The sequence below is a fragment of the Sphingomonas sp. BRN-1R genome, assembly GCF_057748035.1.
In genome coordinates, this window is sequence record NZ_CM173236.1 from 3,678,000 (window position 1) to 3,704,603 (window position 26,604).

Below are 26,604 nucleotides of genomic sequence, written 5' to 3' on the forward strand. Positions count from 1 at the left end.
TTTTCGCAGGCCGGTGACCGGCCCGGTGCCATTACCGAATAAGAGATCATGCGCTTCCCTGCTCTCTCGAAGCTGATCAGCACACCGACCGGTTCGGCGCCTGACGCGCCGGGCCGGTCGGGGCCGTCTGACGGCGATGCTTGGGGCGCCCTTATGGAGGCCGCCCAGAAGGGCCATGGCGGCGCGTATCAGCGGCTGCTCGGTGAGCTGTCCAAGTGGCTGCAGCGCTATTTCCAGCGCCGTCTGCCAGCCGCGGACGTCGATGACGCCGTGCAGGAAACACTGATGGCGATCCACCGGCGTCGCCACACCTTTGATCCGCGCTGTCCGCTCGGGCCCTGGGTCGCGGCCATCGCCAAGCGCAAATGGATCGACCAGCTCCGCAGCATCGCGCGTCGCCCAAGCGACGAGCTGCCCGACGATATCGCCGCCGAGGATCATGAGACGGCGGTCACCAGCGCGTCAGTGCTCGCCAGCCTGCTTGACCAGTTGCGGCCCGCCCAGGCGCAGGCGATCCTGCTGGTCAAGGTGCAGGGCTACAGCATCGAGGATGCGTGCCACGAGACCGGCCTTTCAGCCTCGGCGGTCAAGATGAACATCCACCGCGGGCTCGCTCGCCTCACCGCCTTCATAGAGACCTGCGATGACCTCGACTGACTCCCTCATTCGCGACCTGTCGGCCGACCTGTCGCCCGTCCAGCGCCGCAATGGGCGGTGGGAAGTCGGTGCGCTTGTGGCGGTCGGTGGCATCGAACTGGCGCTGATCCTGATGTCCGGCCACATGCGCCACGACATGAGCCACGTCATCCTGTCGCCGTTCATGGTCTGGAAGATCAGCAGCCTCACGCTGCTCGCCGGTCTGTGCTGCACGATCGCGATGCGGTCGTTCACGCCGCCGGTCACGTCGCGCCGCGAGTTGCTGGTGGTGGCGGGCGTTGCGGTCATCGCGATCCTCGCCGGTATCGTCGCAACCCCGGATGCTGAGGCCAGCCGATCGCTGATCGAACGACTAGCACCAGTGCGGGGCGTGTTCTGCGCTGGCGCGATCGTAGTTCTCTCGGCGCCGACCGTTACCTTGCTCGCCGTGCTAATGCGGCGTGCGGCGCCGGTGCAACCGCGCCGAAGCGCGCTCGCGGCAGGTCTGGCGGCCTCGACAGTCGGTGCGTTGGTGTTCACCGCCTGCTGCCCGATGAACGACCCGTTCTACATCATCGTCTGGTACGCAATCGGCGTCGGCGCGGTGGCTGCGGCCGCCCGCTGGCTGCTGCCCTGGCGGTTCCGCCTGTAACGACCCGCGGCACCGTCGCCGCATCATTTGATGCCCGCCTTCAAGCCCGTCGCCTGTCGCGACGGAATAGCGAGACGCGCGTCTCCAATGCCTGGAAGGAATGTGTCATGACCCCGAGTGTTTCGATTGCATCTCAAGGCGCACTCACGTCCGGTCCCTCGCACTGGCTCAAGCGCTATTATACCGCGCGGACCGTCTTCTCGGTCCTCTGGGTCGCGCTCGCTTTCACCGTGGGCAAGATGCAGCCGATGGTCGGCATCGTGCTGCTCGTCGCCTATCCGCTGTGGGATTGCCTTGCGAACTATGTCGATGCCTCGCGCAACGGCGGCCTGCGCGCCAACCCCAGCCAGTTGCTCAACACGGTCGTCAGCGCGATCGTCGCGATTGCCGTCATTGCGACCCTCAAGCCCGATCTCCATGCCACGATCGGCGTGATCGGCGTCTGGGCCGGCCTGTCGGGCATCCTCCAGCTCGCGACCGGCGTCCGCCGCTGGCGCACCGCGAGCGCGCAGTGGCCGCAAATCCTGAGCGGGGCGCAGTCCTGCCTGGCCGCCACGCACTTCGTCATAAAGGCGACAAGCATGGCTTCGGTGCTGAGCGTGGCGGATGTCGCGCCCTATGCCGCCTTCGGTGCGCTCTACTTCGCCATCTCCGCCGGCGTTCTCGCATTCAAACGGTGAGCTGCCTCTGATCGTCGCCCGCGAAGGGCGGCGTTCGTCTCTCGAAGGGGATATCGATGTGGATCGTCGAACCATGTTGGCAGGCACGGCCGCCGCTGCCGCGACGCTCGCATTACCCGCCGTCGCACGCATCGAGCCTGCGGCGAAGAACGCTGCCCGCAATGTCGTGCTCGTCCACGGCCTGTTCGCCGACGGCTCCTGCTGGTCCGATGTGGTCGGCCGGCTCCAGTTGTCGGGCTTGAACGTGACTACGATGCATAACCCGCTGACCACGCTGACCACGCTGGCCGAGGCGGCCGATGCGGTCCGCCGCGCGCTGGCGCGAACCGAAGGGCCGACCTAGCTGGTGGGCCACAGCTTCGCGGGAACGATCATTACCGAGGTCGGCGACGCCCCGAACGCCTCCGCACTCGTCTACATCGCTGCTCGCGCGCCCGACGCCGGCGAGGATCATGCCGCGCTTGGCAGGAGGTTCGCCTCCGCACCCGCGACCGCCGGCATCGTGTTCGACGGCGACGAGGGTCGCCTTAGTGAGGACGCCTTCCTGCACGATTTCGCGCAGGAAGTTCCGCTCGCCCGCGCCCGCATCCTCTACTCGACGGCAAGAAGCCTGAGCCGCTCAAGTCGTCCGTGTAAGCCGATCGAACAGCTTTTGACCCAATTGCCGACATCCGAGGCCGAATCTCGCCGTCCCAACTCCGGCCATTTGTTCAGCTGACTATAAAGTAGCTTATCGCACCTCCACGAGGTGAGTGCCTGAGGGCTGCAGCGTGAAGACGCAGCGCTTTTCGAGAAAGAGCTCAATCACCGCCGCGGCCGTCAAGCTGTGCTGACTCGGCTTGACGGTCGTGAAGCTGCCGCCGCCGGCGAGGGCGAATGGCAGCAGCAGCTGATCCGCCAGGTACGGCCCGGCGAACGCGTCGGAGGCGAGATAGCCTGCCATTCGGCCCGCTGCCGTCTGCGCGACCCGTTCCGCCGATACGCCGAGCTTACCAAAGCCGCTAACCACCTCCGTCACCTGTTCGAAAGCGGCTTCCAGCAGCAGGATGTTGCCCGGACCCTGGCTCTCGGGCAGTTCGCGGACCGCGAACGCCTCCTCCGACCAGTCGGCGAGCAGCTTCTTCGCGGTCGCGATCTCGCGATCGGCGACGCCGGGCGGGATGGCCGCGAACATTGCCAGCGCTGACCGGGTGAGCGGTGCGCCTCGATCGAGGCAGTCGATAGACCTTAGCGGCGCTGGCGTGATATCCACCTCGATCCTTCCGCCGCCACGCGGGTAGAAGCCGGGCCGCACCAACCGCGCTGTAACGGTAGGCCCCATCCGGTTGATGATCGGCAAGAAGCTACGGGCGATGAAATCGAATGGCGGCGCCAGCATGTTGTGCGTACCGCCTTCGAGCACCAACCGCGACGGCGCATTCGAGATCGCCAGCGGCATCAGCACTGTCTGAAGTACCAGGCCCGTCGATCCCGCAGTGCCGACGGCGAAGTGGTATTCGCCCGGCGCGACCGGACCGGGGCGGAAGGTTACCGCCGACGCGCCAACGGTCAGCCCTTCGCATTCAGCTCCGCCGATCGCGCATGCCGCCTCGATCGCGGTGACGTGCTGGCGCATCAGCCCTGGCTTCTCACGGCCGCCCCTCACGTTGGTGATCCGGAACGGTGTACCCGTGACGAGCGCCAGCGCGCACGCGTTGCGCACCACCTGTCCGCCGCCTTCCCCCTCCGAACCATCGATCTCGATCATATTCTGTCTCGCATTGGGTGGTGTGCGTCAGCCCTTGACGCACACCACCTGCTTCAGTGTGTGGACGATCTCGACGAGATCGGCCTGCGCCGCCATCACCGCCTCGATCGGCTTGTAGGCGCGGGGACTCTCGTCGATCACCCCCTCGTCCTTGCGGCAGGCCACGCCTGCGGTCGCGGCCACGTGCTCCGCCACCGTGACTTCGCGCTTCGCCTGCGTCCGGCTCATCACCCGACCAGCGCCGTGCGAGCAACTGTCGAACGACTCCTTGTTGCCAAGGCCGCGCACGATGAACGACTTGGCGCCCATCGAGCCCGGGATGATTCCCATCACGCCTTCCGCCGCGCGCACCGCACCCTTGCGGGTGACGAGCACGTTCTGGCCGAAGTGGTTCTCCCGGCGAACGTAGTTGTGATGGCAGTTGATGGCCTCAAGCTCCGCGTCGAACGGCTTGGCGATGACGCCGCGTATGGCGCGTATCACGTTTGTCATCATCATCCGCCGGTTTAGCGCCGCATAGTCCTGCGCCCACCCGACCGCCTCGACATAGTCGTCGAAGTGTTCGGTCCCTTCCGGGAAATAGGCGAGATCCTCGTCGGGAAGGTTCAGGAACCACTTGCGCATATCCTGCTTCGCCAGCTCGATGAAAAAGGTGCCGATCGCGTTGCCGACGCCGCGCGAACCCGAGTGAAGCATCACCCAAACGCGCTGCTCGGTATCGAGGCAAACCTCAATGAAGTGATTGCCTGTCCCCAGCGTGCCGAGATGGACCAGGTTGTTAGTCTTGGCCAGCTTCGGATACTTGGCGACGATCTGTCCAAACCGGCCAGCGAGCGTCGCCCAGGCCTCTACGATCTCGACGGGCGGATCACCCCACGACCCCGGATCGCGCTTGCCCATCTTCACATCGCGGCCGACGGGTACCGCCCGCTCGATCGCGGCGCGCACGCCTTCCAGATTATCGGGCAGGTCGCTCGCCATCAGGCTCGTCCGCGCCGCCATCATGCCGCAGCCGATGTCGACGCCAACCGCTGCCGGGATCACTGCGCCTTTGGTCGCGATGACCGAACCGACGGTTGCACCAATGCCGACATGGACGTCGGGCATGACGGCGACGTGCTTGAACACGAACGGCATCTTCGCCGCCGACGCGAGCTGCACCCGCGCCTTGTCATCGACCGGGACGCCGCGCGTCCACATCTTGATCGGGACGCCGCCCTCGACGGTCTGGACATCATAGTTCGCGATCATGTTTGCCTCCGGTGATCTCTGCGTTTGGGGCGACCGGCCAATTCCAGCCGCCCCGGCCGCGTTGTCGGACCGTTCGATACCATTCGATCCGACGCGATCTCCAAAGCATCGGTTGTGCCAACTTCCGGTGTCTGCACCAACTTTTGACTAACGGTCTGTAATTGAGCGACATTATTTTTGAGGGCAGCATACTGTCGTTCTTTGGCCGACAACAAACGTGAGTGACAAGGATACCGACTTATCTTATCGTATAACCATGAAGCCGCTGGTAGTGATCGGGTTCCTTGGTTCCACGCTGGATGGCAGCAAGCACGACGCCTCCCGCTGGAACAAGTGGCGGCCATCCGTGGGCCTCGCCATGCATGAGGATCTGCGGATCGATCGTTTCGTCCTCATCCACGGCACCCCGCACCAGCGGCTTGCCGACTTCGTTGCGCGGGACATTGCGTCGGTCTCTCCCGAAACGAGCGTCGAGCCGCACCTGATCGACTTCGCCGATCCATGGGATTTCGAGGAGGTTTACGGCAAGCTGCTCGACTTCGCTCGCGGCTGGCCGTTCGATCCTGAGGCGGAGGACTATCTCGTCCACATCACCACCGGCACTCACGTCGCCCAAATCTGCCTCTTCCTCCTGACCGAGGCGCATTACCTGCCCGGCCGCCTGCTCCAGACGCAGCCCCGACGAGGAACGGCCGAGCCGGCGGGGACGTGGAACGCGATCGACCTCGACCTGTCGCGCTACGACAGCATCGCGACGCGCTTCGCCGCCGCGAGCGCGGAGAGCACATCGTTTCTAAAGTCCGGCATTGAGACGCGAAGCGCCGTGTTCAACGCCATGATTGACGAGATCGAGCAGGTCGCGACCCGCAGCCGCTCACCGGTGCTGCTGATGGGACCGACGGGGGCTGGGAAGAGCCAGCTGGCCCGGCGCATCTATGATCTGAAGCGGCTGAAGCATCAGGTAAAAGGCGCCTTCGTCGAGGTGAACTGCGCGACGCTGCGTGGCGACAGCGCGATGTCGGCGCTCTTCGGGCACAAGCGAGGCGCGTTCACCGGCGCCGCCGCCGACCGCGCCGGGCTGCTGCGCACGGCGGATGGCGGCATGCTGTTCCTCGACGAGATCGGCGAGCTCGGGCTGGACGAGCAAGCCACCATTCTGCGCGCGATCGAGGACAAGAGATTTCTACCAGTCGGTGCCGACAAGGAGGCCGGGTCCGACTTCCAGCTCATCGCGGGCACCAATCGCGACCTCGCGCAGGCCGTCGCGGAGGGCCGTTTTCGTGACGACCTCTACGCCCGCCTCAACCTATGGACCTTTACGCTGCCAGGCCTCGTCGATCGGCGTGAGGATATCGCACCCAATCTCGATTACGAACTCGACCGCTTCGCTGAGCGCGAGGGCACACGCGTCACCTTCAACAAGGAGGCGCGCGATCGCTATCTCGCCTTTGCGGGAGGCCTCGACGCGCGCTGGACCGGCAACTTTCGCGATCTCGCCTCCAGCGTGACCCGCATGGCAACGTTCAGTCCGAAAGGCCGCATCGACGCCACTTGCGTCGAGGCGGAGGTTATCCGGCTGAAGCGGCTGTGGTCGGTTGGATCGGCACCGGACGACGGGTTGGTCGAAGTACTGTCGCCAGACCGCGTCGGGACGCTTGATCCGTTCGACCGTGTTCAGCTGGCCCACGTCGTGGAGATCTGCCGACGCAGCCGCTCGCTCTCCGAAGCCGGCCGCACGCTGTTCGCCGCATCGCTAGCGAAGCGCGCGTCCTCCAACGATGCCGACCGCCTGCGCAAGTACCTTCAGCGGTTTAATCTGACATGGCAGGAACTGCGTGATCGAGCGTAAGTTCGCCAATAAGCATCAGACGCGGCCACTCGGACCCAGAAGCGGCCACTCCGACTTAATTTTCAGCGTCCGAGAACCGGACGTTCATTCAGGCGCCACGACGGCTAGGCTCGGTCAAGAACAGAAGGAGCGCGGCTGTGACCAGCGCGGCTCCAAGGGCCGCTGTCGCTGTCCAACCCCCTTTGTCGAAGCTCAAGGTGGCGAGCGTAGATCCGAGCGCTCCAGCCAGAAAAACAACCGTCATGTAGACGGCATTGATGCGCCCTCGCGCCTCGGGCAGGATGGAGAACAGCACCCGTTGACCCAGCACCTGGTTCATCTGGGTTGCGGCATCGAGCAGCACGGCCGCCGCAGCCAGCAGGATCAGCGCATCGGCCGCCGCCGCCCAGCCGGCGACGAGGAAGGCTGCAATGGCCGAAGCCAGCGCCACCGCTGTGCCTGCCCGTATATGGCCGCGATCACCTAGTCTTCCGGCGAACGGTGCCGCGAGCGCGCCTCCAGCGCCAGCGAGCGCAAACAGGGCGATGCCTCCTTGACCAAGGCCAAAGCGTATCGCGAGCAACAACGGCACCGCCGTCCAGAACAGGTTGAACGCCGCGAACATGATCGCCTGGTAGGCAGTTCGTCGTCGGATTGCGGCGGTCTTTACCAAGAGCGACAGGCTCGACAGCAAAAGTTCTCGGTAGCGCATATCGGGCGCGGGGCGCCGCTCCGGCACGAAGCGGAGGATGAGCAGCGCCACCGCCGCCATAGCAATCGCCGACACGCCGAATATCGCGCGCCAGCCGGCCACGGCGGCGAGCCCGTTCGCCAGCGGACGGGCTAGCATAATGCCGCTGATCAATCCGCCCATGATGTTGCCAATGACGCGGCCGCGGCTGTGCTCTGGCGCTAGGTGAGCGGCGAGCGGCACCATGATCTGCGCGCCGACCGAGCAGAAGCCGGTCAGGAAAGAGAACAAGAGGAAGCTCGATGCACCCGCCGCCATCCAGGTGCCGATCTGGCCGAGGCATGCACCTGTCGTCAGCACCAGGATCAGCCGCTTGTTCTCGACCCGATCCGTGAGCGAGACCACGAAGAACAAGCCGGCGCCATAGCCGAGCTGAGGTAACGTGACCACCAGGCCAGCAACTCCACCGTGCAGACCCAGGGCGGGGCTGATCTCACCGATCAGGGCCTGCGCGAAATAGAGGTTCGCCACCATCATGCCACACGCAATGGAGAAGACGGCGGTAAGCCTAGGGCTTATGGCCGTCGGATTGTTTTTGCTATTCATTGGCAGCTGCTCACCGGCTCGTTCTAGAGGCGTCGCCTCCTCGATACGAGGTCGATCAAGTCGAGTACATTCGCGATGCCTTTGCCGCTTCCCCAAACCCGCCGCTTATTCGGGTTACAAAATCAGCTCGGATTCCGCTTGCCGGCCGGCAGGTTTTCGGAACGGGCGGACACCTGACAATCGATGGCAACGCCTCGTACAACGACGCGAAGTACAAAAGCTATGTGAACGCTCCCTGCCCCGTCGGTGTGACGGATCTGCGACCTGACCGGCAAGCCGCTGTTCCAGGCGACGAAATGGGTTGCGAATGCCTCAGTCGAGTACCACGTCGAGTTCGCGGGCGGCGTGCGGCCTTACGCGATCGCGCAGATCAGCTACCGGTCGAGCACATTTGGTACCGCCGACGACGGGCCGTACAGCCGCATCAATCCCTATGCTTTGGCGAACTTCCGGGTGAGCGCGGCGTTCGGCAACGGCCGGTACGATCTGTCGGCCTGGGTCAACAATGCGTTCGACAAAAAGTACTTCCTGAACCTGTCCACCACCGCGATCGTCGGTGCATCGCCATTCGCTTATGCCGGGCAGCTCGGCACCCCACGGACGGGTGGCGCCACGTTCCGAGCCAGCTTCTGAGCCCGGTATGCGAAGCGGTGCCACGATTTAGCGGGACGAGGGATCAATAGCGAGTAGACTCCCGTCGTGGCGATCGCGCAATGACGCGTTTTGCGGCAGTTCGCGCGCGCCGTTTCAATGCTTGAAACGGACAGCCGTTCATGTGGCCCAGTCGGCCGCCTTGGCGTGAATGAAGGCGTGAGTTACCTGCCGCCTCCGAAATCGGGCGGCCTTCATTAGGATCGCCGCGTTCTACTGAGCCCTTTAAGGCGCCGGACAGCATCCGCTCATCGCATGTCTCTGCCATAGCGAACTGGTTAAAAGAGCAATGCCTCGCTCATCATGGTCTAAGCCGCTAGCCTAGTGCAGAACGCCTTGCCAAAATCCACAGCGTTGACCGGCCGACCGACATGCCACCCTTGCGCGAAATCGCATCCGCATTCGATCAGGAAGCCTAGGATCGACTCGTTCTCCACGCCCTCGGCAACCACGCGGAAACCCAGTTCGTGCGCAAGATCCACCGTCGAACGAACCATCGCCTGATCGCTGCGGCTCTCGGCGAGACCGAGGACGAAGCTCTTGTCGATCTTGATCTCCTTGGCCGGCAGTTGCTTGAGGTAGCTCAGCGTCGATTGCCCGGTGCCATAATCGTCGATCGACACTTTGATGCCAAGCGCCGCCAGCGTCTCCAACGCGGCGATCGCCCGCTGCGGATCGGCCAGCGTTGCCGATTCGGTGACTTCGAGCGTCAGCAACGACGACGCGATCACGCCGCTCGCGACGATGTCGCTGACTGCCGCGAGGAACGTCGGGTCGGTGGCGAGCAGCGCCGACACGTTCACGGCGACGTTGATCGGCGTTCCTGCGGCGTGCCATCGTGCGGCGTCGGCAACCGCACGGGACAGGACGAACAGTGTCAGGTCGAGGATGCGGCCGTTCGCCTCCAGCGCCGGAATGAAATCGTCGGGCGGAACGGCGCCGCGCTCGGGATGTCGCCAACGCACCAGCGCTTCGGCTGCGGTGACCTGCCCGCGCGCCAGCTCCAGCTTCGGCTGATAGGCGACCCAGATATCGCCCGCTGCCAAAGCATCGTCCAGTTCCGTCACCAGCGAGAGTTGCCAGTCGCGCTCCCGGTCGATCTTCTCGCTGTACATTTCACAGCGCCGCCCGTGCTGAGCGGCCTGATCGGCGGCGAGGATCGCGTGGTCGACCAGCGTCGATACGTCCGCTCCGTCGGCAGTGCGCGCCAACCCGACCACGCAGCGCAGTTCGAGCCTGCGCCCGGCCACCTCCACCGGCGCGCGCAACAGCGCGATCAAACCCTCGAGATGATCGAGGTACGAGTCCGTCTCGGTGGGTGCGGGCACCCAGGCGAGAATATCGTCTTCCAACCGGGCACATGTGCCCACGCCCGCGGCGGCCAGACGATCCACGACCCGCCCGATCAACTCTGCGGCGCGCGCCTTGCCCAACACACCGGCGGCGTCGCGGTAGTTCTCGATCTGCACCGCCACCACGCCCCAGATCGGCATGCGGGCGGCCATGTGCTCGAAACCGCGGCGGTTGAGCAGCCCGGTATCCTGATCGATCGTTCGCGCTTGCCGGATCGAGTGCAGCGCCGCAGCGAGGACGCTCAGCCCGCCACCGACGAGCAGCGTGCAAAGCGCAGGCACGATCTCGACCGTGCCGAAATGCGCCATCTCAAGGGCGAGCGGCATGATCGCCAGCAGCGATGCTGCGGCGCAAAGCCCCGCCACGTTCACGCGTGGTCTGAAACGCGACACAGCGACGACGGCCAGGATCGCAAAAGCCAGCGGAACGACCATGCCGCGATCCACCGGCGACGAACCGTCCTGAAGTGTCTCCGCGGCGAGCAACTGGATCGTCGCGCCCGGCAGAACACCGTGCCGCGCCATCGGATAGCGATCGCCAAGTTCGATCGCCGTCGCGCCGATCAGCACGGACTTGCCGCGCAGCGCGCCGGGGGGGACGCGCCCTTCGAGCAGATCGACGAAGCTGAAGCTTGGAATGCTGGCAGGATCGATAGCGCCGTCGATCGGGAATTCTTCGCCAACGCTGCCACTTGCCCCGGCCAGGATCGCGCCGATCGACGGGCGCGCCACATGACCAGTTTCAACGCCGAAAGGATATCGCCGCACGATCCCGTCCTGATCCGCATCGATGTTGACGGCGGCGAGTTGCGCGTTCGCGCGCAATGCGGCGATTGGGAGGTTCTCGTAAATCGCGCCGCCATCCGTTGCCGAATATTGCCGGAAGGTCGGCAGGACGATCGGCACCGTGGCGTTTCGGATCGCGGCGGCGAACTTGCGATCCTCAACTGGCGTGCTGCGCGAGGAAAAATCCACGTCGAACGCGATCGTCGCGGCCTGCGCGCGCTCCAGCATGGCGATCGCACGTGCGTGGTAGCTACGCGGCCACGGCCACCGGTCGAGCTTCGCCAGCGATCGAGGATCGACCGCGATCAGCACATAATGGCCGCTGGCGGGCCGTTCGCGGAGTGAATCGCGCACCGCGTGAAGCTGTCGCTCGATCCCGCTGCCATAGCCGGCGATCCCGACGGCGAGCCCGCACAATGCCGCGACAACCGCAATCCCGGCTAGAAGGACATGGCGGCTCAGCGCACCTGTGAACGGTGTGCCGGCAACGGCTTGGCGGTGGTTCATCGGCTCGGGTTAGTCCCGAAATGTTCAAAAACCGTTTTGCTGCTCAGGAGCGGCCGTTACCCTTGCCGTTGTTTGATGTGTTGCCTTGACCGTTGTTCGAGCCGCCGTTGCCGTTGCCGTTGTCGGAACCGACGCTGCCGGTCCCGGCGCCGGCGTCGGCCGCCTTGCTGCCACTCCCATTGTTCGAACCGGTGCCCTGACCATTATTCAATCCGCCATTGCCCTTGCCGTTGTCGGTCCCGGCTTCGGTCGCCGCGTTGCCGTTGCTGGCGCTGGAATTGCCCGACGCATTGCCGTTGCCGTTGTTCGAACCGGTGCTCTGACCGTTGTTAGAACCGCTATTGCCATTGCCATTGCCGTTGCTGGCGCTGGAATTGCCCGACTCATTGCCGTTGCCGTTGTTCGAACCGGTGCCCTGACCGTTGTTCGAACCGCCATTGCCCTTGCCGTTGTCGCTCCCGGCTCCGCTCGCCGCGTTGTCGTTGCTGGCGCTGGAATTGCCCGACGCATTGCCATTGCCGTTGTTCGAACCGCTGCCCTGACCGTTGTTCGAACCGCTATTGCCATTGCCGTTGTCGCTCCCGGGTCCGCTCGCCGCGTTGCCGTTGCTGGTGCTGGAATTGCCCGACGCATTGCCGTTGCCGTTGTTCGAACCGGTGCCCTGACCGTTGTTCGAACCGCTATTGCCATTGCCGTTGTCGCTCCCGACTCCGCTCGCCGCGTTGCCGTTGCCTGCACTGGCATTGCCCGACCCGTTTGCGTTGCCATTGTTCGCGCCTGTGCCCTGGCCATTGTTCGAGCCGCCGTTGCCGTTGTCGGCGCCCATGCCGCCGCCAGCGCTGGAGTTGCCGGTGGAAGCGCCAGGATTGCCGGAAGCGTTTCCGCTTCCCCTGCCGTCCGCGCCCGATCCGGCCGCCGTACCAGTGGCGGCGGCAAGCCGCATTTCTGCGGGAGACTGCGAGACCCCGACCAACGCCGCACCGATCCCCGTGCTGCCCGAAACGAGGCCGTCGCTGAGCGCGGCGATCTGCTTCGGGCTCTCCTCGACCGCCTGCGCAATCACCTCCGGTCCGTTGCTCTGCGAGATCGGGGTCGACAGCAGCTCCGACACCGGGACTTCCGACGCCGCCTCGGCGATGACCGCCATACTCGGCGCGGCCGGCGCCGCAGCGAGCGGCGCAGCGCTGGCTCCGGGCGTGTTGCCAGTGGGGGCAGCCGCCGCCGGACCGCTCGAGCGAAGCACTTCGGTGGTTCTGCCCTGCACCGTCAACTGGCCGAGATCGGTCGCGCCGACCATCGCGATATTGCCCGGTTCGATCAGCCGGTGCGCGCCGCCATCGACCGTCGCGACTTCGACCGCGCCCTCAATCACCTGCACCGACGCGCCGCCATCATCGACCGTAACGCTGAAGGTGGTGCCTTTGACGACCGCCGCGAGATACGCCGTCTGCACGCCGAAATGCGGCGCCGTACCCTTTTTGACGCTGAACACGACGTTGCCGAACTTCTCCAGGAATTGCATCAAGCCGCCCGATGCCTGCGCATCCGCCACCTGTAGCCGGCTGTTCGGTGCGACTACGGCATATTGGTCGCCGTTCACCAGGACTGCGCGCGCGTTTTGCGAGGTCGACACCACGTCGCCAGCCTCGACACGACCGCCCCGCGCGGCAGCCTTGGTCATGCCGGCGTGGAGCACGAGGACCCCGGCCGACGTTTCGGAGATCGTCCAGCCGGAAGACGCGGCATGCGCTGCACCTGAAAAGCACACGCTGCTCAAAAGCGCGATCTGAAGGAAACGCATGACACATCCTCTCGCGGCAAGTCCGCGCCTTAATCGTCCGTAGAGAATCGCCGTAAACCGTTGGACGTAAAAGAATTGGAAACCGGCAATGGTTAAGGCGCGAACTGTATGTTCGTCTGGAAACTTGCGTCGATTATGTCGGCGGCCCTCTTTGTCGCACCCATCGGCGCCTCCGCGCAGGAGCGGGCGCCCGCGCCGCCGGACGCGGCCACAGCGACACGAACCGCGCAGCCAAGCCCGCCGGACGCTACGCCAACGCCCCCACATCCGGAAATAGAAGCACCGGCGAACGGACCCGGTACGATCGCGGTGGCACCCGGCGTCATGATCGGGGCGATTCTGATCGACGGTGGGGAACAGATTTCCCGCGCGGAACTGATGACGGCAACGGCGCCGTTCATCGGCCACCGTCTTCCCGCCGCGGCGATGCAGGATCTGCTCGCGACAATCGCCGGCGTGGCCCGGGCGAAGGGCTATATCTTCGCGCGCAGCGTGATCCCGGCGCAGACGCTGAGCGCCGGGGTGCTGCATGTGCGCCTCGATCTCGGCCAGATCGACCGCATTCGCATCGAGGGCGACGACAGCGGTGCGGTGCTCGACGATCTGGCGGCGTTGCAGGGCCATGCACCCACCCGCGCCGAACTCGAACGTCGCCTGCTGATCGCCGCCGATGCGCCCGGCGTGTCGATCGGCCGCGTCCGGTACGTCCGCGAGAATGCGCGCGGCATCCTCGTCGTTCCAGTCAAGAGCCGGCGCGTCCAGGGCAATGTGACGATCGACAATCGCGGGCAGGACGCGCTGGGGCCGGTGCGCGCGCAGATCTCCGTCGACGTGAACCAATTGCTCATGGAGGACGATCAGATCCTGTTCCAAGCGGTGGTAACGCCGCTGCAACCGCGCGAACTGTTCGCGCTCTATGGCCGCTACGCGATCCAGCCCGGCACCAGCGGCACCGAGGTCGCGGTGTATGGAAGCTATGGGCGCACCCATTCGGGCGGGCGCTGGAGCGCGTTCGACCCGGAGGGGGAGACCTTCAGCGCCGGGCTCAGCGTCACGCAGCCGTTCGTGCGCAACCGTCGCTACAGCCTCTGGGCAAGCGTGCAGCTGAACCACGTCGAACCCGAGTCGTGGTGGGCAGGCAACCTCAGCCAGCGCGACCGGGTGACGACGGTCGGCGCGTTCATAAACGGCTATGCGCCACTCGCCGGCGGGCGAGTCCGCGCCGGCGCAGGGGTGAACCAAGGCATTCTGACGCTCGGCGCGACGCCGAGCGACAATCCCTTCGCTTCGCGCTTCGCCGCCGGCTCGGACTTCACGGTCTTCAACGTCTGGGCGAACTGGACCGGAGATCTGGCGGGGTCGATCAGCGCACGGCTCGCCGCCGTCGCGCAAGCGAGCACCGCGCCCCTGCCCACCGTCCAGCAGATCACGATCGGCGGGCCAGTCTTCGGCCGCGGTTACGACTTCAGCGAACGGATGGGCGACGAGGGCATATTGGGCTCGGCGGAGCTACGCGCGAAGTTGGTTGACCGCACCTCGGGCGTGTTGCGCTGGGCGCAGCTCTACAGCTTCGCCGATGCCGGGCACGTCAGCAATCTGCGCAGCCAGTTCGCGACGGGCGATCTCTATTCGGCAGGCGCAGGTGCCCGCCTGACGCTGGAACAGAGCCTCAGTCTGGAACTGGAAGCGGCCTTCCCCATCAACGCGGCTCGCTACGACAGCGGCGATACGAGTCCGCGCATGTCGTTCAGCCTGAACAAGCGGTTTTAGGTATCACTAAGCATTGCAAGCAGTTGCGTTCACATCGCAACAAGCGATGGACTCAGACGCGGCCATTCAGACTGCTGTAATCGTCTCAAAAGCGGTCGCTCGTTCATCTCGGCCAAACATGGTTGCTGAATGCAGATGGCGTTGAACGGTTGGCTATCTCCAGACGGTTCCATGTGGCAGAGGCTTTTGCAACCGGAAGAATTGCGCAGCTCGTACGTCGGCACTTTGGGGTCATGATCCGCCTGCCTCGCATCCACCGGAAGATTGGGGCAAACGTCAGCATGGACATCGACCCTGCGCCTGAACCCGGCCCCGTCGATCGCTTCGGCGTAAGGATGCGAGCGCGGCAATGGCGCCAGTGGCTGGTGCTGGGTGTCGGCCTGACGATCATCCTCCCGCTCGTGATGGCGATCTGGGTCGCGGTCAGTTTTCTGATCTATTCGCCTGAATACGATAGCGCCGCGGCAGCCCTCAACATCGTCCTCACCGTAATCGTTGGCGTGATCGGTGTACCGCTAATGCAGCGCGGGATGTACCGCTGGCTCTGGCACGCGGACCGCAAGCGCGCCGCTACCCCGGATATCGAGATCAACGATGTTCCATATGGCTCGAAGCCCACCTTGCCCGCTCCGCGTGTCCGCTGGCCATGGTCGCTGCGAGTGCGTCACGCGCTCTCCTACATCATCGGGGTCGGGACGTTGCTCTACACCTTTCTGCCCTACGCCCATCAGGCGGCGTTCACCCGCTTCATCGCGGATCATGGCACCGGTACGGCCTCCGCCCGAAGCCTCGGCGGGATCGTGTTCGGCTATCTGCCGATGGTAGTGTTGTTGGCCTTCGCCATACTGTTCACCTATCGCGGCATGCGCCGGCGGGATGCTGGACTCATGTCCCCGGCGGAGCGGACGGTCTTCATGGCGGAGGTCAACTGGCTGATCGCGCTGGCGTATGCCCTCTGCGTCGCCGCCCTACTGTGCCGACTGGCTGGCGGCATGATCGTCGCCTATCTGTAGCCTGACCTGTCACCTGCCCTCGGACCGGAGGCGCCTGAACTCCTCGTAACCACCCCAGAGGATGGTCACACCTCTCCAAGCTCGCCACAGACCCAGGATCAGGACCACCGCTGCGCCGGGAAAACGCCATATGAAGGCGAAATGCTGCACCATCCAGACAGCGAGCCCGGCCAGGGCGGTGCCGAGCGCGATATTGATGAGCGCACCTATGACGAACTGGAGCGTGAGGAACACCGCAAGGACACGAAGAATACCACCTGCGATCGGCCACTCGAGATAGTCCGCAACCACATAGAAGCCGAGCAAAAGCAGGGGACCGAAGAACACCGCGATCGCACCGGTCACCTGCAAGACGGATAACGGGGTCACACTCATTGGATCTCGAACGCCCGCACGTAGCGCTCCAGCAAGCGCGCCCTGTCTCCAACCACTACGACCGCGTCGTCGGCCCGCATCGGCACATACATCGTCCCGTGCCGGGTCGCATACAGCGCGTCACGGCTGACCCGATCAGCGTCGCGGTAGGCGAGCCATGCTCGCTGCGACCGGCGCAGGCGTTCGCCCGCCATTGCGGGCAGCCGGCGTAACAGAGCAGCATAAGCGACGTTCATACGCTGATCGTAGCCGCGCAGCGCCGCGGCCTCGCAATCGGTCTGGCCCGATCGTGCTGGCATCGGCGCCGACCCGACGAAGGCGCGACCTCGAGCCCGACAGCATTGAGGAAAATGATCCGGACTCGCACAGCATCCGATCGGTCACCGTCTCGACCGGTTCCGTGCAGTGGCCGAAGGTCGAGAGAATTCCCGCGATTGTACGCCGCTCTTCTTGTGCCGGTGATGCGTCCAGATGCCTCATGCCAGCAGCAGGACGATCGGATAGCTCGAGGCTTCCTCCATCACCTGATACCCGAGCTCGAACATTCCCGGCGTTTCCAGGCGCACGAGATGTGCGCTCGTCGACATGAGTTGTATTGCTGCCGCGCACAGGATCCACCACTTTCCCGAGCGCGTGCCGGCGATCACAAGGCCAATGAAGAGACCAAGGTCGGTTGCAGATACAGCGCGCTCCACTCTAAAATATCGTATGCTCGACGTCGTCGGCTCGGTCACGAGCGACAACACTGCCGCCACCACGATCATTGCCGCGGTGCCAGTTTCCGGCTGAAGCAGCGCGGCCCACCAGGGTGGTTCGCCTGCGCCACCGCCACGCCAGAACCGCGCAGCCGATCAAGAGCAGCCAGAATGTTACAACATAGACGCGCATGGTAAGAACCACCACGGGCCGCCCTCCCCCGGGGACCAGCCGGCTGGCGCGTACGGCGCCGGCTGGTGCGCAGCGCTGTTGCTCCCGGGCTCGTTCGGAGCGCAGGGGTTCGGGCCGAAGTTTTCGATCTGAACCTTGCTCATGAGATCTTTCAGCACGCCATGCGCAGCCGTGATCTCGGCTTGGGATCGCAACTGCAGGTCCAGGCTCGCCGCAACCAGCTGCATCGCCCCGATCGTCTGATCATCAACGAAGATGGGGGCATCGGTGCGCTCGCCCTGCATCTCCAGCAGGCAACTCAGCGTATCGGTGATGCCGCTGTGGTTGACCGCTCGACCGCAAGGACCGCGCGCTTGGTCGTCTCTACATGTTCGCTCGTGACCCGTGTCATTGGTGTCTCCTCTCGTGGGCAAACCGTCCAAGGTTCACCTTGCGTGGGGCTTTCGAGGCTGCTCGCGATCCGCTGCGCGGTAGAATCATAGATCGCGGAGGCGGCGATCAGGACCAAAGCCAGCAAAGCTGTGATCGCAAGAATGAGGACGATCCGGCGCAGCGAAGCATCGGCTCCTTCCTCACTCTGCCCACCCGAAAGCGGTTGTCGATCGTTAAATTCGAAGGTCGATCGTCGCTCCCGAAACTCGGATGGACGAGCGCCTTCTGATCGGATTTCTGGCACGTCGACCTTGGCATACGCTGTCTAGATAACGGCTGTGGAGGCAAGGGTTGCTGGCGCACAAGACACGGACCACTGACCGACTCAGGCTCAGCTGTCGGATCTTGCGGGAAGCTGGCTTCGAAATTCCGCAAGACAACCACTGCCGCGAGACGTGGCAGCCCGCCCATCTTCTCGGCGCGCCGAGAAGATGTGAGAATTGACAGTCGTTGGTGAGAGGCCAAGACGATATGCGATCTGCTCAGTTGCAGGTGTGGTGCGCCAGCCAGAGGCACTTTCTCTCCATCGGTGTGACCGACTCGTAAGTGGCTTGTTCCATATCGGCCAACTATGCCGAAGAACGTCACGATTTTTACGGGCCGCGTTCCTGATCGGCTTGGCCAAGTCTAAAAGCCGCATGCCGCCCTCCACTCCAGGTCTGACCGCTGACGCACTTTTTGAAAGTGGGACCTATCCGCGATCTTTCGGCAGCATCATGCGGAACGATCACCGTCTAATCTGCGCGAAGGCGCGATAGCAAAAGCTTGATGGTGATTACCCGGTGATTACATCAGCGAAATTTCCAAGCGGCAATAAAGATTTTTCCCCTTTAATTTTTGATTGTTATGACAGACTTGCCGCTGAGGTGTGGTACTTTATCTTCACGCGAAGGTAGGAAGTAGCCTGGCGTACAAGATGGCAAATCCTTCGATCTACCAGACCACGCCACGATAGATGTCCGTTCCGCGCGCTATGCCTTCGCCTCGTTGGAACAGGGCCGAAGGGTCTTCCATCCGCGCCCGAATGCAGTGGCCGTCGTGGTGGCGGCGCTTGAGGGTGTCATCCTTCATGGTGCGGTTCATCAGTTCAACCTGCCCATGATCCGGCGGTTCGGGTTCGTGAGCCGGCGTTCGGTTCGCCCTCTCGCGCGATGGTTTGCGCACATGTGCGCCTTCCGACGACGCGCATCGCGCGGCTTCGCGGATGAAGCTAATCCCGTCGCCGTTCGTATCTGCCGTCGCAAGGAGCAGCAGGACAGCGCGCGACGTTCATGGGCAACAGAAGCGACGAGACGAAATCGGAACCCGCTACGCGCGAAGACGAGTTGCAGGGCCTTCTCAACATCATCGAGGCCGGTTCTGCGGCGTTTTCGTTGTGCGAGGTCGGCAAGGGTTGCCATCTGGTCGGCGCGCCGTTCGATGGCGTGGGCGCGTATCTGGTGCTTGCCGGAACGCTGCACATGCGAGGCCCAAGCGAGGCGATCGTGGCACGGACCGATATGCTGATGCTGCTGCCCGCAGGCTATCCGCCGAGCATGACCGCCGAAGCCGCGGAACCCACGACACGCATCGACGGCGCGCGCGCGATCCGGCGGCGCAACGGGATCGCCGTCATCGATGCGTGTGGCGGCAGGCCGAGCGCACTCACCGTCGCGGCCGCGCGCATCGTCGGCTCGGCGCGGCAGGATCTCGTCGATCCGCTCGTCATCGAACCGAGCGGCCCGTCCGCGCATCACCTCCTCACCATGCTGCGCGCCGAATTCGCGCGGGAACGCGGCAGCAGCGCGCTCGCCGCGTCGCTGATGAGCGCGTGCGTTGCGCTGGCGCTGCGCGGCGTCGCCGAAGCAGGTGGCCGCGCCCGCCGGTCCGATCATCACGACGCCTCGATCGCGCGCGCGGTGTCGAGCGTCGTCGCGCAGCCGGCGGCGGCGCACGGCGTGGAATCGATGGCGCTGGCCGCCGGGATGAGCCGCTCGACCTTCCTGCGCCGCTTCCCGCAGATCATGGGGTGCAGCCCCATGGAATTCCTGCTGCGCACGCGATTGAAGGAAGCCGCCGCCATGCTGCGTGCGAGCGACCTGCCGGTGCAGGGCATCGCCGACGCGACCGGCTTTGCGAGCCGAAGCCACTTCTCGCGCGCATTCCGTGCCGCGTTCGGCGTGGATCCGAGCACGTATCGGCAGGCCGAACAGGTCGAACTGGCCGATCCGGTGGCGTGACAGGCGCGCGGGCCGGCCGGATGTATCCATACGGCTCAAAGTCGCAGCAAGGATTTCCGGCGCGGGAGCCGCCTTACGCAACACCCAGGCGGTGGCGGCATGACGCCGTGACGGCGCTGCGGGTGGTGCCCGAGCGGCTCAACCCGACGAACCGGCGGGAACGTCGCAGGCGGGCCGGGGGTTCTTACTTCACGATCCACGGGTCGCAAACGACGGAAAAACCAAGGAGAATATCCCATGTCTATCCTCGACAGCCTGTTCGGCAGCAACGGCAGCACGGACTCGAACGACACCGGCCACAGCAGCGACTTCGGTTCGTCGCTCAGCAGCGCCCTCGGCTTCTCCGCCGAATCGCAGCACGCCTCGTCGACCACCGATGCCGACGGCAGCAGCACCTCGAACAGCAGCGACAATGCGATCGGCTTCAACACCAGCACCGACGGCCTGCTCCACTCGATCGAGAGCGCCTTCGACTCGCACGACGCTGCGCACGGATAATCGCTAAGCACCGAGCGATGATGGGAGGCGGACCGGAACGGTTCGCCTCCCTCATGCGCTTTAGGAGGCGCAATGGCCAACATCCTGATCCAACCGCTGATCCGAATGCTGGGCTGGTCCGCCAGCGACCTCAGCCAATATGGCACGCAGCCGGCGAGCGGCGTCGCCGATGCGCCCGGCCATGACGGCGACTTCGCCAAGCAGGTGTCGCCGTTGAGCGAAACGCCAGCCTCGGTGGCGGCGCATCAGGGGGTGAGCGCGCCCACGCCGCATCTTCCTCAGGACGTGCATACCGCCAGCGCGACGCCAGCGCCCGTTGCGCAGTCGCACGAGACCGCGTTCACACCCGCCACGATCGCGCTACCCACCGCTCCGGCCGAAGCGGGCGCGCCGAGCGTAGCATTTTTCGGCACGGCACCAGCGTTCGATCCCCGCACGGCCATCGCTCCGCACGCCCCCGTGGCGGCGACCCCGGCCCCCGCCCCCGCCTCCGCTTCAACCGATGCAGTCGCGCAGGGGCATGTTGCGCCGATCACCGATCTCGCAACGGGTACGACCACGCTCGCGGTGGAAACCGCGCTCCACGTCGTGGCGAGCACCACGGCTCAGGCTGCCGCGCCCGTGGTCGCCGATGCGATAGCGCCGCTGGCGGAGACTGCCGTGCACCTCGGTGACCTGACCGCGCCGGTGCTGGGTCTCGTATCGCCGGTGGTCGCTGATCTCGGCCACGTTTCCGCGCCGCTTGCCGACGCGGTGGCGCCCCTCACCGCCCCCGTTCTCGACACCGCGACCGCCGTGGCGAACCCGATCGTCAGCGACGTGACGCATGTGGCGCCCCTCGTCGACACGGCGGCCACGCTCGTCGGCGGCGCGCAGGATGTCGTCGCGCACGCGGCCGACGCGATCGGCGCAACGGTCAGCGTCCCGCTCGCCGCGCTCGGCGATGCGACGGAACATTTCGCCGGCACCGACCCGGCGGGCGGCATCCAGACGCTTGTGACGATGGTCGATTCGACCGATGCGTTTCACGTCGGTGCGGCCGATGCCGCCGCAGCACCCGTCGCGGCGATCGTCGACACGCTGGCGGGCGACGATCTTGCCCCCGCGCTGCTCGGCATCGGCGACGACCATCACGATCTGCACCACGACAGCCTGGATGCGCATGGCATCCTCGGCAGCCTCTGACGAAAGCCCGAGCGGATGACGCCAGCCACGCCCACCGAGCTTGCCGGCGCACAACGCGAGGCCGATCGCGCCGCAGCGGAGGTGGTCGCACTCGACAGCGCTGCGCGCGCCGCGACGCTGGAACGCGGTGACGAGTTCGCCTCGGCGCTGCGCCAGTGCAAGCGGCTGATCTGGGCGGCGGCGGCGTTCAGCGGCGGCGTCAACCTGCTGTTCCTCGCCTCGCCGCTGTACCTCACCGAAATCTACAACCGCGTGATCCCTTCGGGCAGCGTCGCCACGCTCGCCAGCCTCAGCATCGGCCTGCTGATCGCGCTCGCCACCATGGCGGTGTTCGACATGGTGCGCGCGCAGATCCTGATCCGCGCCGCCGCCCGGCTCGACCGCGTGCTCGCCCACCGCGTGTTCGAGGCAACCGTGCAGCTTGCCTCCACGCACGGGCCGGGCGCGCGCAATGCGCAGATGCTGCGCGATCTCGACCAGTTTCGCGGCGTGTTGGCGGGTGCGGGCGCGCAGTTCTTCTTCGACGTGCCGTGGATGCCGCTGTTCCTGCTGGTGCTGTTCCTGATCCACCCGATGCTCGGCGGGGTCGCGCTGGCGGGAGCGCTGCTGCTGCTCGGCCTCGCGGTGGTGAACAGCCGCGTCACCCGCAAGAGCAGCGAGATCGCGACAGGCGCCGCCAACCGCAGCTATCGCTTCACCGATGCGGTCGCGCGCCACGCCGGGCCGGTACGCGCGATGGGCATGGAGGACGCGCTGTCGGTCCATTGGCATATCGACCGCGAGACGATGCTGCGCCGCCAGGCCGAAGGCAGCGATCGCGGCGCGACGATGGCGGCGTTGTTCAAGTTCGTCCGGCTGGTGATGCAGAGCGCGATGATCGGCGTCGGCGGCTGGCTGGTGATCGAGGGCAAGATGGAGGCGGCGAGCATCTTCGCCGCCAACGTGCTGCTCGGCCGCAGCCTCGCGCCGCTCGAGGTTGCGGTGACCGGCTGGCGCGCGCTGGCGACGGCGGTAGCGGCCGGGCGACGCGTGCAGAAGGGGCTGGTGCAGGCCCCGCCCCGCCCGCAGCGCACGCGGCTGCCCGATAGCGGCGTCGGCATCAAGGTGCTGGACGCGAGCTACGTTCCGCCCGGCGCGCGCGAGCCCGCCTTGCGGAACATCAGCCTGGAGATCCGCCCCGGCGAAGCGATCGGCATCGTCGGGCCGAGTGGCGCCGGCAAGAGCACGCTTGCGCAGTTGCTGGTCGCCGTCACCAGCCCGACCAAGGGCGCAGTGACGATCGGCGATGTCGAGGCGAAGCACTGGTCGTCCGAAGGGCTCGGCCGCTATGTCGGCTATCTGCCGCAGACGGTCGGGCTGTTCCCCGGCACGATCCGCGAGAATATCGGCCGCTTCACCAAGGCCACCGACGAGCAGATCGTCACCGCCGCGCGCCGCGCCAACGTGCACGAGATGATCCTGAAGCTGCCCAATGGCTACGAGACCCAGGTGGACGAGGGCGGCTCCGGTCTGTCCGGCGGCCAGCGCCAGCGTATCGGCCTCGCCCGTGCGATGTTCGGTTCGCCCCGGCTGCTGGTGCTGGACGAACCCAACGCGCACCTCGATGCGGATGGCGAGGAGGCGCTCGCCGCCGCGCTCGCGACGTTGAAGGCGGAGGGCTCGACCATCGTGCTGATCGCGCACCGGCTCAACCCGATCGCGCATGTCGACCGCGTGGTGGTCCTGTCGAACGGCACGCTGCAACTCGACGGGCCGCGCGCGCGCGTGTTCCGCAAGGTCAGGACCGAGATCGTCCGCTCGATCGCCCGCGAGCCGGTGGAGGCGTCATGAAGCTCGAATTTCTCGCGACCGGCGGTGGCGGCGGCGGCGGTGCCGACGGTATGGTGCCGCGCAAGCTGATCGAGGAACGGATGCGCGCGCTGGGCCTCCAGCCGCTCGACGAGGCGCGTCGTCCGATCCGGATCGGGCTGATCGCGGCGGGTGTGTTCCTCGCGATCTTCGCGGTATTCGCGGCGCTGGCGCCGATCTCCAGCGCGGCAATCGCCTCCGCCGTCATCAGCGTGACTGGCGACAAACTGTCGATTCAGCCCGCCGATACCGGCATCGTCAACGCGGTGCTGGTGCACGAGGGGCAGGCGGTCGAGGCCGGGCAGCCGCTGGTGCGCCTGAACGGCATCCGCGCCGGCGCGGCGTTGCGGCAGGCGCTCGCCAAGCGAGACGCGCTGGAGGCGACCGAAGCGCGGCTCCTCGCCGAACGGGATGGCGCCACCGAACTCACCTTTCCGCGCGAACTGATGCAACGCGCGAACGAACCCGAGACCGCCGCCGCGATCGACGCGCAGCGTGCGATCTTCAAACGCCACGTCGCCATCCTGGCCGCCGATCGCGCCACCGGCGATCAGGAGGTCGTCGCTGCGCGCGCCAAGGCGGCATCGGCGTCGCAGCAACTGGCGCTGCTGCGCCAGCAGCTTGCCGCCTATCGCTCGCTCTACGCCAAGGGGCTTGCGCGGAAGGTGACGATCCTGTCGATGGAGCAGAGCGAGGCCGATCTCGTCGCACAGCAGGCGAGCGGCGGCGCGGTACAGCAACAGGCGCAACTCGCCTCGATGAAGACGCGCGACACGCAGGCGATGACCGCCGACCAGCAACTCGACGAGGTGCGCGGCGAACTCGCGCAGCTCCGCCCGCAGCTCGACGTGACGCGTTATGTCGCCGATCAGGACGTGCTGCGCGCGCCTGCGACCGGGCGCGTCTCCGGGCTTGCCCAGCTTGGCCCCGGCATGGTCGTCGCTGGCGGCAAGCCGCTGATGGAGATCGTGCCGACCGGGAAACCGCTCATCGTCGAGGCGCAGGTCAAGCCCGAGGACGTCAGCGACGTTCGGCTCGGCCAGCCGACGATGGTGCGCTTCACCAGCATCAACCCGCACGGCCGCTCCGCCTTCCCCGGCCACGTCACCGCGCTGTCACCGGCACGGATCGAGGCGGAGGGCGGCGCATATTACAAGGCGGAGATCATGCTGGACGATCCACGCGCGGTGCGGCAGTCCGGGCTGACGTTGCAACCCGGCCTGCCGGCGAGCGTTAACATCAAGACGCGGGACCGTACGCTGTTCGCCTATCTGGCAGCGCCGCTGACCGACGCGATGAGCCGCGCGTTCCGCCAGAAGTGAGGGTCTTATGCCTGGGTTCCTGAGTGCCATCTTCGCCCCGGCCGACGATTCGGACAGCACGACCATGTCCGACCAGCAGAGCGTCGGCGCGGACCTCGATCCGTCGCTGCACGTCCATATCGGCGCGAGCGGCACGATCGAACATGCCGATGGATCGGTGACGAACTGGTCGGACGCACAGGACATCAACGCACATCTCGACATCCATGCGGTGACGCAGTTCGTGCTCGACGAAGGTCACGACGGCGGCCTGGGCTGAGCTTCAGGCTCCCCGGCACGCGAACACGACGGCGCCGGGCGAGTTGCGCTCGGCGACCCTAAGCCCGGCGGCATCGGCCGACAGGTCGATAGAGCGCAGGTCGGCGCAGCTCGCGACCGGGCGGACCACCGGCAGGTCGGCGCGTTCCAGTCACAAATCGAGAGACATAGCCCCGCGACAATCAGTCAGGGCGGGTACGGTTCACTTTACCCGCCCAGCCAATTGGCTGCGATCTCGCCCCTATGCCCCGCCGGTGCCAGCGTGGCGCGGAGAGCCTCCAGCAAGGGCGGCAGTGCTTGCGTGAAGGCGTAGGGCGGGTTGACGATATAAAGGCCCGCACCATTGTAGATGCCGGGCTGATCGTCATCGTATAACCAATGCTCCACCGACAGCAGTTTGGGGATGCCGAGCCTGCGTAACTGCTCCTTCCACCGCCGATGCGTGGCGCGGTCTTTCAGCGGATACCAGATCACCGTGACGCCATGCGCCCATTTGCGGTGAGCGGCGGCGAGCGTCGCTGTGATACGGGCGCGTTCATCGGGCTGCTCGTACGGCGGGTCGACCACCACCACGCCGCGCGCGGTGCGGGGCGGCAGCACCGCCAGCCAAAGCTCGTAGGCGTCGCGCTCATGCAAGGCAGCGGATGTGTCGCGCATCACGCGGCGCAGGGCATGGGCATCCTCGGGATGTTTCTCGTTCAGGATCAGGAAATCCTGCGGGCGCAGAAGCTGCGCAAGAAACCGCGGCGAGCCGGGATAGAGCTGCGGCTCGGGCCCGTCATTCACCGCCCGTACGGCGGCGCGGTAGTCGTCGAGCAAGGGGTTCGGGTCGGCAAAGGCCCGCAGCACGCCCTGCGTGAATTCGCCGGTGCGTCGTGCCTCCTCGCCGCCAAGGTCGTACAGACCGCAGCCCGCGTGGGTGTCGATCAGGGTCAGCGCGCCCTGTTTTAGCTGCAAGGCCCGCACGAGGGCGATCAGCAGGCTGTGCTTCACGACATCGGCACTGTTGCCTGCGTGGAAGGAATGGCGATAATTCATTGCGGCTCAGAGTTTCGACCACCCGCCCTTACGTGCTGCCGGGCACGATTGTCGAGCGCGCGGCGATCGAAGCGACCGACCCGGTGTTAGTAGGACGTCGGCGCGGGCGATCGTCAGCGGAAGCGGGAACGCAAGGCTCCGGGTACAGGAGAATGGCCGTCACATCGCCAGCACCTCGCCGGTGCCGGGCGCGGGATCGTCACGGTCGGCAAGCTCCGAGGTTCAATCGCGCCAAAGGTGGAGATCCCGCCCGCGCGGATCTCACGCTCTCGCTGGAAAAGAGCGCGCCGTCCCAGCGCAGCCGCACGATCCACTACGACTTCGATCACCGCAACCGCTCGGCGATCGCGCTCGTCCGCGCCTGGTGGCTGACCGGCCATACCGACCAGCGCTGTGGCTGGCGAAACAGACCGTCAGCGATGCGGATTGCCTGGATCATGCCGCCACGCGCTGCATCGCCTTGCTCTGGTCTGTCTCGGCCATCGTATGCCGGCAGAACACAGGGTCGCCACCATCACCCAACAGCGTATCGCAACCCATCGACCATCGATGGCTCACATCGGTCCGAGC

At 65.7% G+C, this 26,604-nt stretch carries 26 protein-coding genes; 15 read left to right on the forward strand and 11 right to left on the reverse strand.

The window, feature by feature from the left end; all coding sequences use genetic code 11:
- The first annotated feature begins 153 nt into the window (after positions 1 to 153).
- From AC3ANX_RS17130 to AC3ANX_RS17150, 5 genes are all read left to right on the forward strand, one after another.
- Positions 154 to 657: a sigma-70 family RNA polymerase sigma factor gene (locus AC3ANX_RS17130; RefSeq protein ID WP_488334437.1), complete on the forward strand. Its 504-nt coding sequence runs from the start codon at positions 154 to 156 to the stop codon at positions 655 to 657.
- Positions 644 to 1,288, forward strand: coding sequence for an NrsF family protein (locus AC3ANX_RS17135; RefSeq protein ID WP_488334438.1), 645 nt, complete (start codon positions 644 to 646; stop codon positions 1,286 to 1,288). Before AC3ANX_RS17130 ends, AC3ANX_RS17135 begins: the two co-directional genes overlap by 14 nt.
- Positions 1,289 to 1,395: 107 nt before the next feature.
- Positions 1,396 to 1,968, forward strand: a complete 573-nt coding sequence (locus tag AC3ANX_RS17140; protein WP_488334439.1) for a DUF308 domain-containing protein — start codon at positions 1,396 to 1,398, stop codon at positions 1,966 to 1,968.
- A 73-nt stretch (positions 1,969 to 2,041) separates the two neighbouring features.
- The gene (locus tag AC3ANX_RS17145; RefSeq protein ID WP_488334440.1) at positions 2,042 to 2,311 is read left to right on the forward strand and encodes a lipase family protein; all 270 of its coding nucleotides are present in this window, start codon (positions 2,042 to 2,044) and stop codon (positions 2,309 to 2,311) included.
- 3 nt (positions 2,312 to 2,314) lie between these two features.
- Positions 2,315 to 2,686 (forward strand): hypothetical protein, encoded by a 372-nt coding sequence (locus AC3ANX_RS17150; RefSeq protein WP_488334441.1) that lies wholly within the window; start codon positions 2,315 to 2,317, stop codon positions 2,684 to 2,686.
- A gap of 12 nt (positions 2,687 to 2,698) precedes the next feature.
- Here the strand turns inward: AC3ANX_RS17150 and rtcA are convergent, their stop codons facing one another.
- Positions 2,699 to 3,715 carry an RNA 3'-terminal phosphate cyclase gene (gene rtcA, locus AC3ANX_RS17155; protein WP_488334442.1) on the reverse strand — a complete coding sequence of 339 codons (1,017 nt, stop codon included), beginning with the start codon at positions 3,713 to 3,715 and terminating at the stop codon, positions 2,699 to 2,701.
- 27 nt (positions 3,716 to 3,742) lie between these two features.
- Positions 3,743 to 4,915, reverse strand: coding sequence for an RtcB family protein (locus AC3ANX_RS17160; RefSeq protein WP_488334443.1), 1,173 nt, complete (start codon positions 4,913 to 4,915; stop codon positions 3,743 to 3,745).
- A 307-nt stretch (positions 4,916 to 5,222) separates the two neighbouring features.
- Between AC3ANX_RS17160 and rtcR the strand changes: the two genes are divergently transcribed.
- Positions 5,223 to 6,815 carry an RNA repair transcriptional activator RtcR gene (gene rtcR / locus AC3ANX_RS17165; RefSeq protein ID WP_488334444.1) on the forward strand — a complete coding sequence of 531 codons (1,593 nt, stop codon included), beginning with the start codon at positions 5,223 to 5,225 and terminating at the stop codon, positions 6,813 to 6,815.
- An 88-nt stretch (positions 6,816 to 6,903) separates the two neighbouring features.
- On the opposite strand, the gene AC3ANX_RS17170 is transcribed toward rtcR, so the two are convergent.
- Positions 6,904 to 8,022, reverse strand: a complete 1,119-nt coding sequence (locus AC3ANX_RS17170) for an MFS transporter (RefSeq protein WP_488334445.1) — start codon at positions 8,020 to 8,022, stop codon at positions 6,904 to 6,906.
- Positions 8,023 to 8,436: 414 nt separating this feature from the next.
- Between AC3ANX_RS17170 and AC3ANX_RS17175 the strand changes: the two genes are divergently transcribed.
- Complete coding sequence (locus tag AC3ANX_RS17175) at positions 8,437 to 8,724, forward strand: hypothetical protein (RefSeq protein ID WP_488334446.1); 288 nt, start codon at positions 8,437 to 8,439, stop codon at positions 8,722 to 8,724.
- A gap of 326 nt (positions 8,725 to 9,050) precedes the next feature.
- Here the strand turns inward: AC3ANX_RS17175 and AC3ANX_RS17180 are convergent, their stop codons facing one another.
- Positions 9,051 to 11,387 (reverse strand): putative bifunctional diguanylate cyclase/phosphodiesterase, encoded by a 2,337-nt coding sequence (locus AC3ANX_RS17180; RefSeq protein ID WP_488334447.1) that lies wholly within the window; start codon positions 11,385 to 11,387, stop codon positions 9,051 to 9,053.
- Between the two features lie 43 nt (positions 11,388 to 11,430).
- A complete protein-coding gene (locus AC3ANX_RS17185; protein WP_488334448.1) occupies positions 11,431 to 13,596 on the reverse strand; it encodes a FecR domain-containing protein in 2,166 nt (721 codons plus the stop codon).
- Between AC3ANX_RS17185 and AC3ANX_RS17190 the strand changes: the two genes are divergently transcribed.
- Together AC3ANX_RS17190 and AC3ANX_RS17195 are read left to right on the forward strand one after the other, a co-directional pair.
- The gene (locus AC3ANX_RS17190; protein WP_488334449.1) at positions 13,567 to 14,958 is read left to right on the forward strand and encodes a ShlB/FhaC/HecB family hemolysin secretion/activation protein; all 1,392 of its coding nucleotides are present in this window, start codon (positions 13,567 to 13,569) and stop codon (positions 14,956 to 14,958) included. The two genes, AC3ANX_RS17185 and AC3ANX_RS17190, sit on opposite strands and share 30 nt — an antisense overlap.
- 233 nt (positions 14,959 to 15,191) lie before the next feature.
- Entirely contained in the window at positions 15,192 to 15,971 is a 780-nt protein-coding gene (locus AC3ANX_RS17195; protein WP_488334450.1) for a hypothetical protein, read from the forward strand.
- Positions 15,972 to 15,980: 9 nt separating this feature from the next.
- On the opposite strand, the gene AC3ANX_RS17200 is transcribed toward AC3ANX_RS17195, so the two are convergent.
- The 5 genes from AC3ANX_RS17200 to AC3ANX_RS17220 all read right to left on the reverse strand — a co-directional run bounded on the left by AC3ANX_RS17200 (position 15,981) and on the right by AC3ANX_RS17220 (position 18,749).
- Positions 15,981 to 16,346, reverse strand: a complete 366-nt coding sequence (locus AC3ANX_RS17200) for a hypothetical protein (RefSeq protein ID WP_488334451.1) — start codon at positions 16,344 to 16,346, stop codon at positions 15,981 to 15,983.
- On the reverse strand, positions 16,343 to 16,582 hold the full coding sequence (locus AC3ANX_RS17205) for a lysozyme inhibitor LprI family protein (protein WP_488334452.1): 240 nt from the start codon (positions 16,580 to 16,582) through the stop codon (positions 16,343 to 16,345). The genes AC3ANX_RS17200 and AC3ANX_RS17205 overlap by 4 nt, the downstream gene beginning before the upstream one ends.
- A 240-nt stretch (positions 16,583 to 16,822) precedes the next feature.
- Positions 16,823 to 17,110: a hypothetical protein gene (locus tag AC3ANX_RS17210; RefSeq protein ID WP_488334453.1), complete on the reverse strand. Its 288-nt coding sequence runs from the start codon at positions 17,108 to 17,110 to the stop codon at positions 16,823 to 16,825.
- Between the two features lie 105 nt (positions 17,111 to 17,215).
- Positions 17,216 to 17,656 carry a hypothetical protein gene (locus AC3ANX_RS17215; protein WP_488334454.1) on the reverse strand — a complete coding sequence of 147 codons (441 nt, stop codon included), beginning with the start codon at positions 17,654 to 17,656 and terminating at the stop codon, positions 17,216 to 17,218.
- Positions 17,657 to 18,599: 943 nt separating this feature from the next.
- On the reverse strand, positions 18,600 to 18,749 hold the full coding sequence (locus tag AC3ANX_RS17220; protein WP_488334455.1) for a hypothetical protein: 150 nt from the start codon (positions 18,747 to 18,749) through the stop codon (positions 18,600 to 18,602).
- A gap of 188 nt (positions 18,750 to 18,937) precedes the next feature.
- Here AC3ANX_RS17220 and AC3ANX_RS17225 point away from each other — a divergent pair, with 188 nt between their 5' ends.
- From AC3ANX_RS17225 to AC3ANX_RS17250, 6 genes are all read left to right on the forward strand, one after another.
- Positions 18,938 to 19,885: an AraC family transcriptional regulator gene (locus tag AC3ANX_RS17225; RefSeq protein ID WP_488334456.1), complete on the forward strand. Its 948-nt coding sequence runs from the start codon at positions 18,938 to 18,940 to the stop codon at positions 19,883 to 19,885.
- Between the two features lie 237 nt (positions 19,886 to 20,122).
- Positions 20,123 to 20,383: a hypothetical protein gene (locus AC3ANX_RS17230; protein ID WP_488334457.1), complete on the forward strand. Its 261-nt coding sequence runs from the start codon at positions 20,123 to 20,125 to the stop codon at positions 20,381 to 20,383.
- 72 nt (positions 20,384 to 20,455) lie between these two features.
- A complete protein-coding gene (locus AC3ANX_RS17235; protein ID WP_488334458.1) occupies positions 20,456 to 21,568 on the forward strand; it encodes a hypothetical protein in 1,113 nt (370 codons plus the stop codon).
- 15 nt (positions 21,569 to 21,583) lie between these two features.
- Complete coding sequence (locus AC3ANX_RS17240; RefSeq protein ID WP_488334459.1) at positions 21,584 to 23,398, forward strand: type I secretion system permease/ATPase; 1,815 nt, start codon at positions 21,584 to 21,586, stop codon at positions 23,396 to 23,398.
- Entirely contained in the window at positions 23,395 to 24,738 is a 1,344-nt protein-coding gene (locus AC3ANX_RS17245; RefSeq protein ID WP_488334460.1) for an HlyD family type I secretion periplasmic adaptor subunit, read from the forward strand. The genes AC3ANX_RS17240 and AC3ANX_RS17245 overlap by 4 nt, the downstream gene beginning before the upstream one ends.
- 7 nt (positions 24,739 to 24,745) lie before the next feature.
- A complete protein-coding gene (locus AC3ANX_RS17250; RefSeq protein WP_488334461.1) occupies positions 24,746 to 24,997 on the forward strand; it encodes a hypothetical protein in 252 nt (83 codons plus the stop codon).
- Positions 24,998 to 25,203: 206 nt separating this feature from the next.
- Here AC3ANX_RS17250 and AC3ANX_RS17255 read toward each other — a convergent pair whose 3' ends face one another.
- Complete coding sequence (locus AC3ANX_RS17255; protein WP_488334462.1) at positions 25,204 to 26,034, reverse strand: 23S rRNA (adenine(2030)-N(6))-methyltransferase RlmJ; 831 nt, start codon at positions 26,032 to 26,034, stop codon at positions 25,204 to 25,206.
- Positions 26,035 to 26,604: the final 570 nt, after the last annotated feature.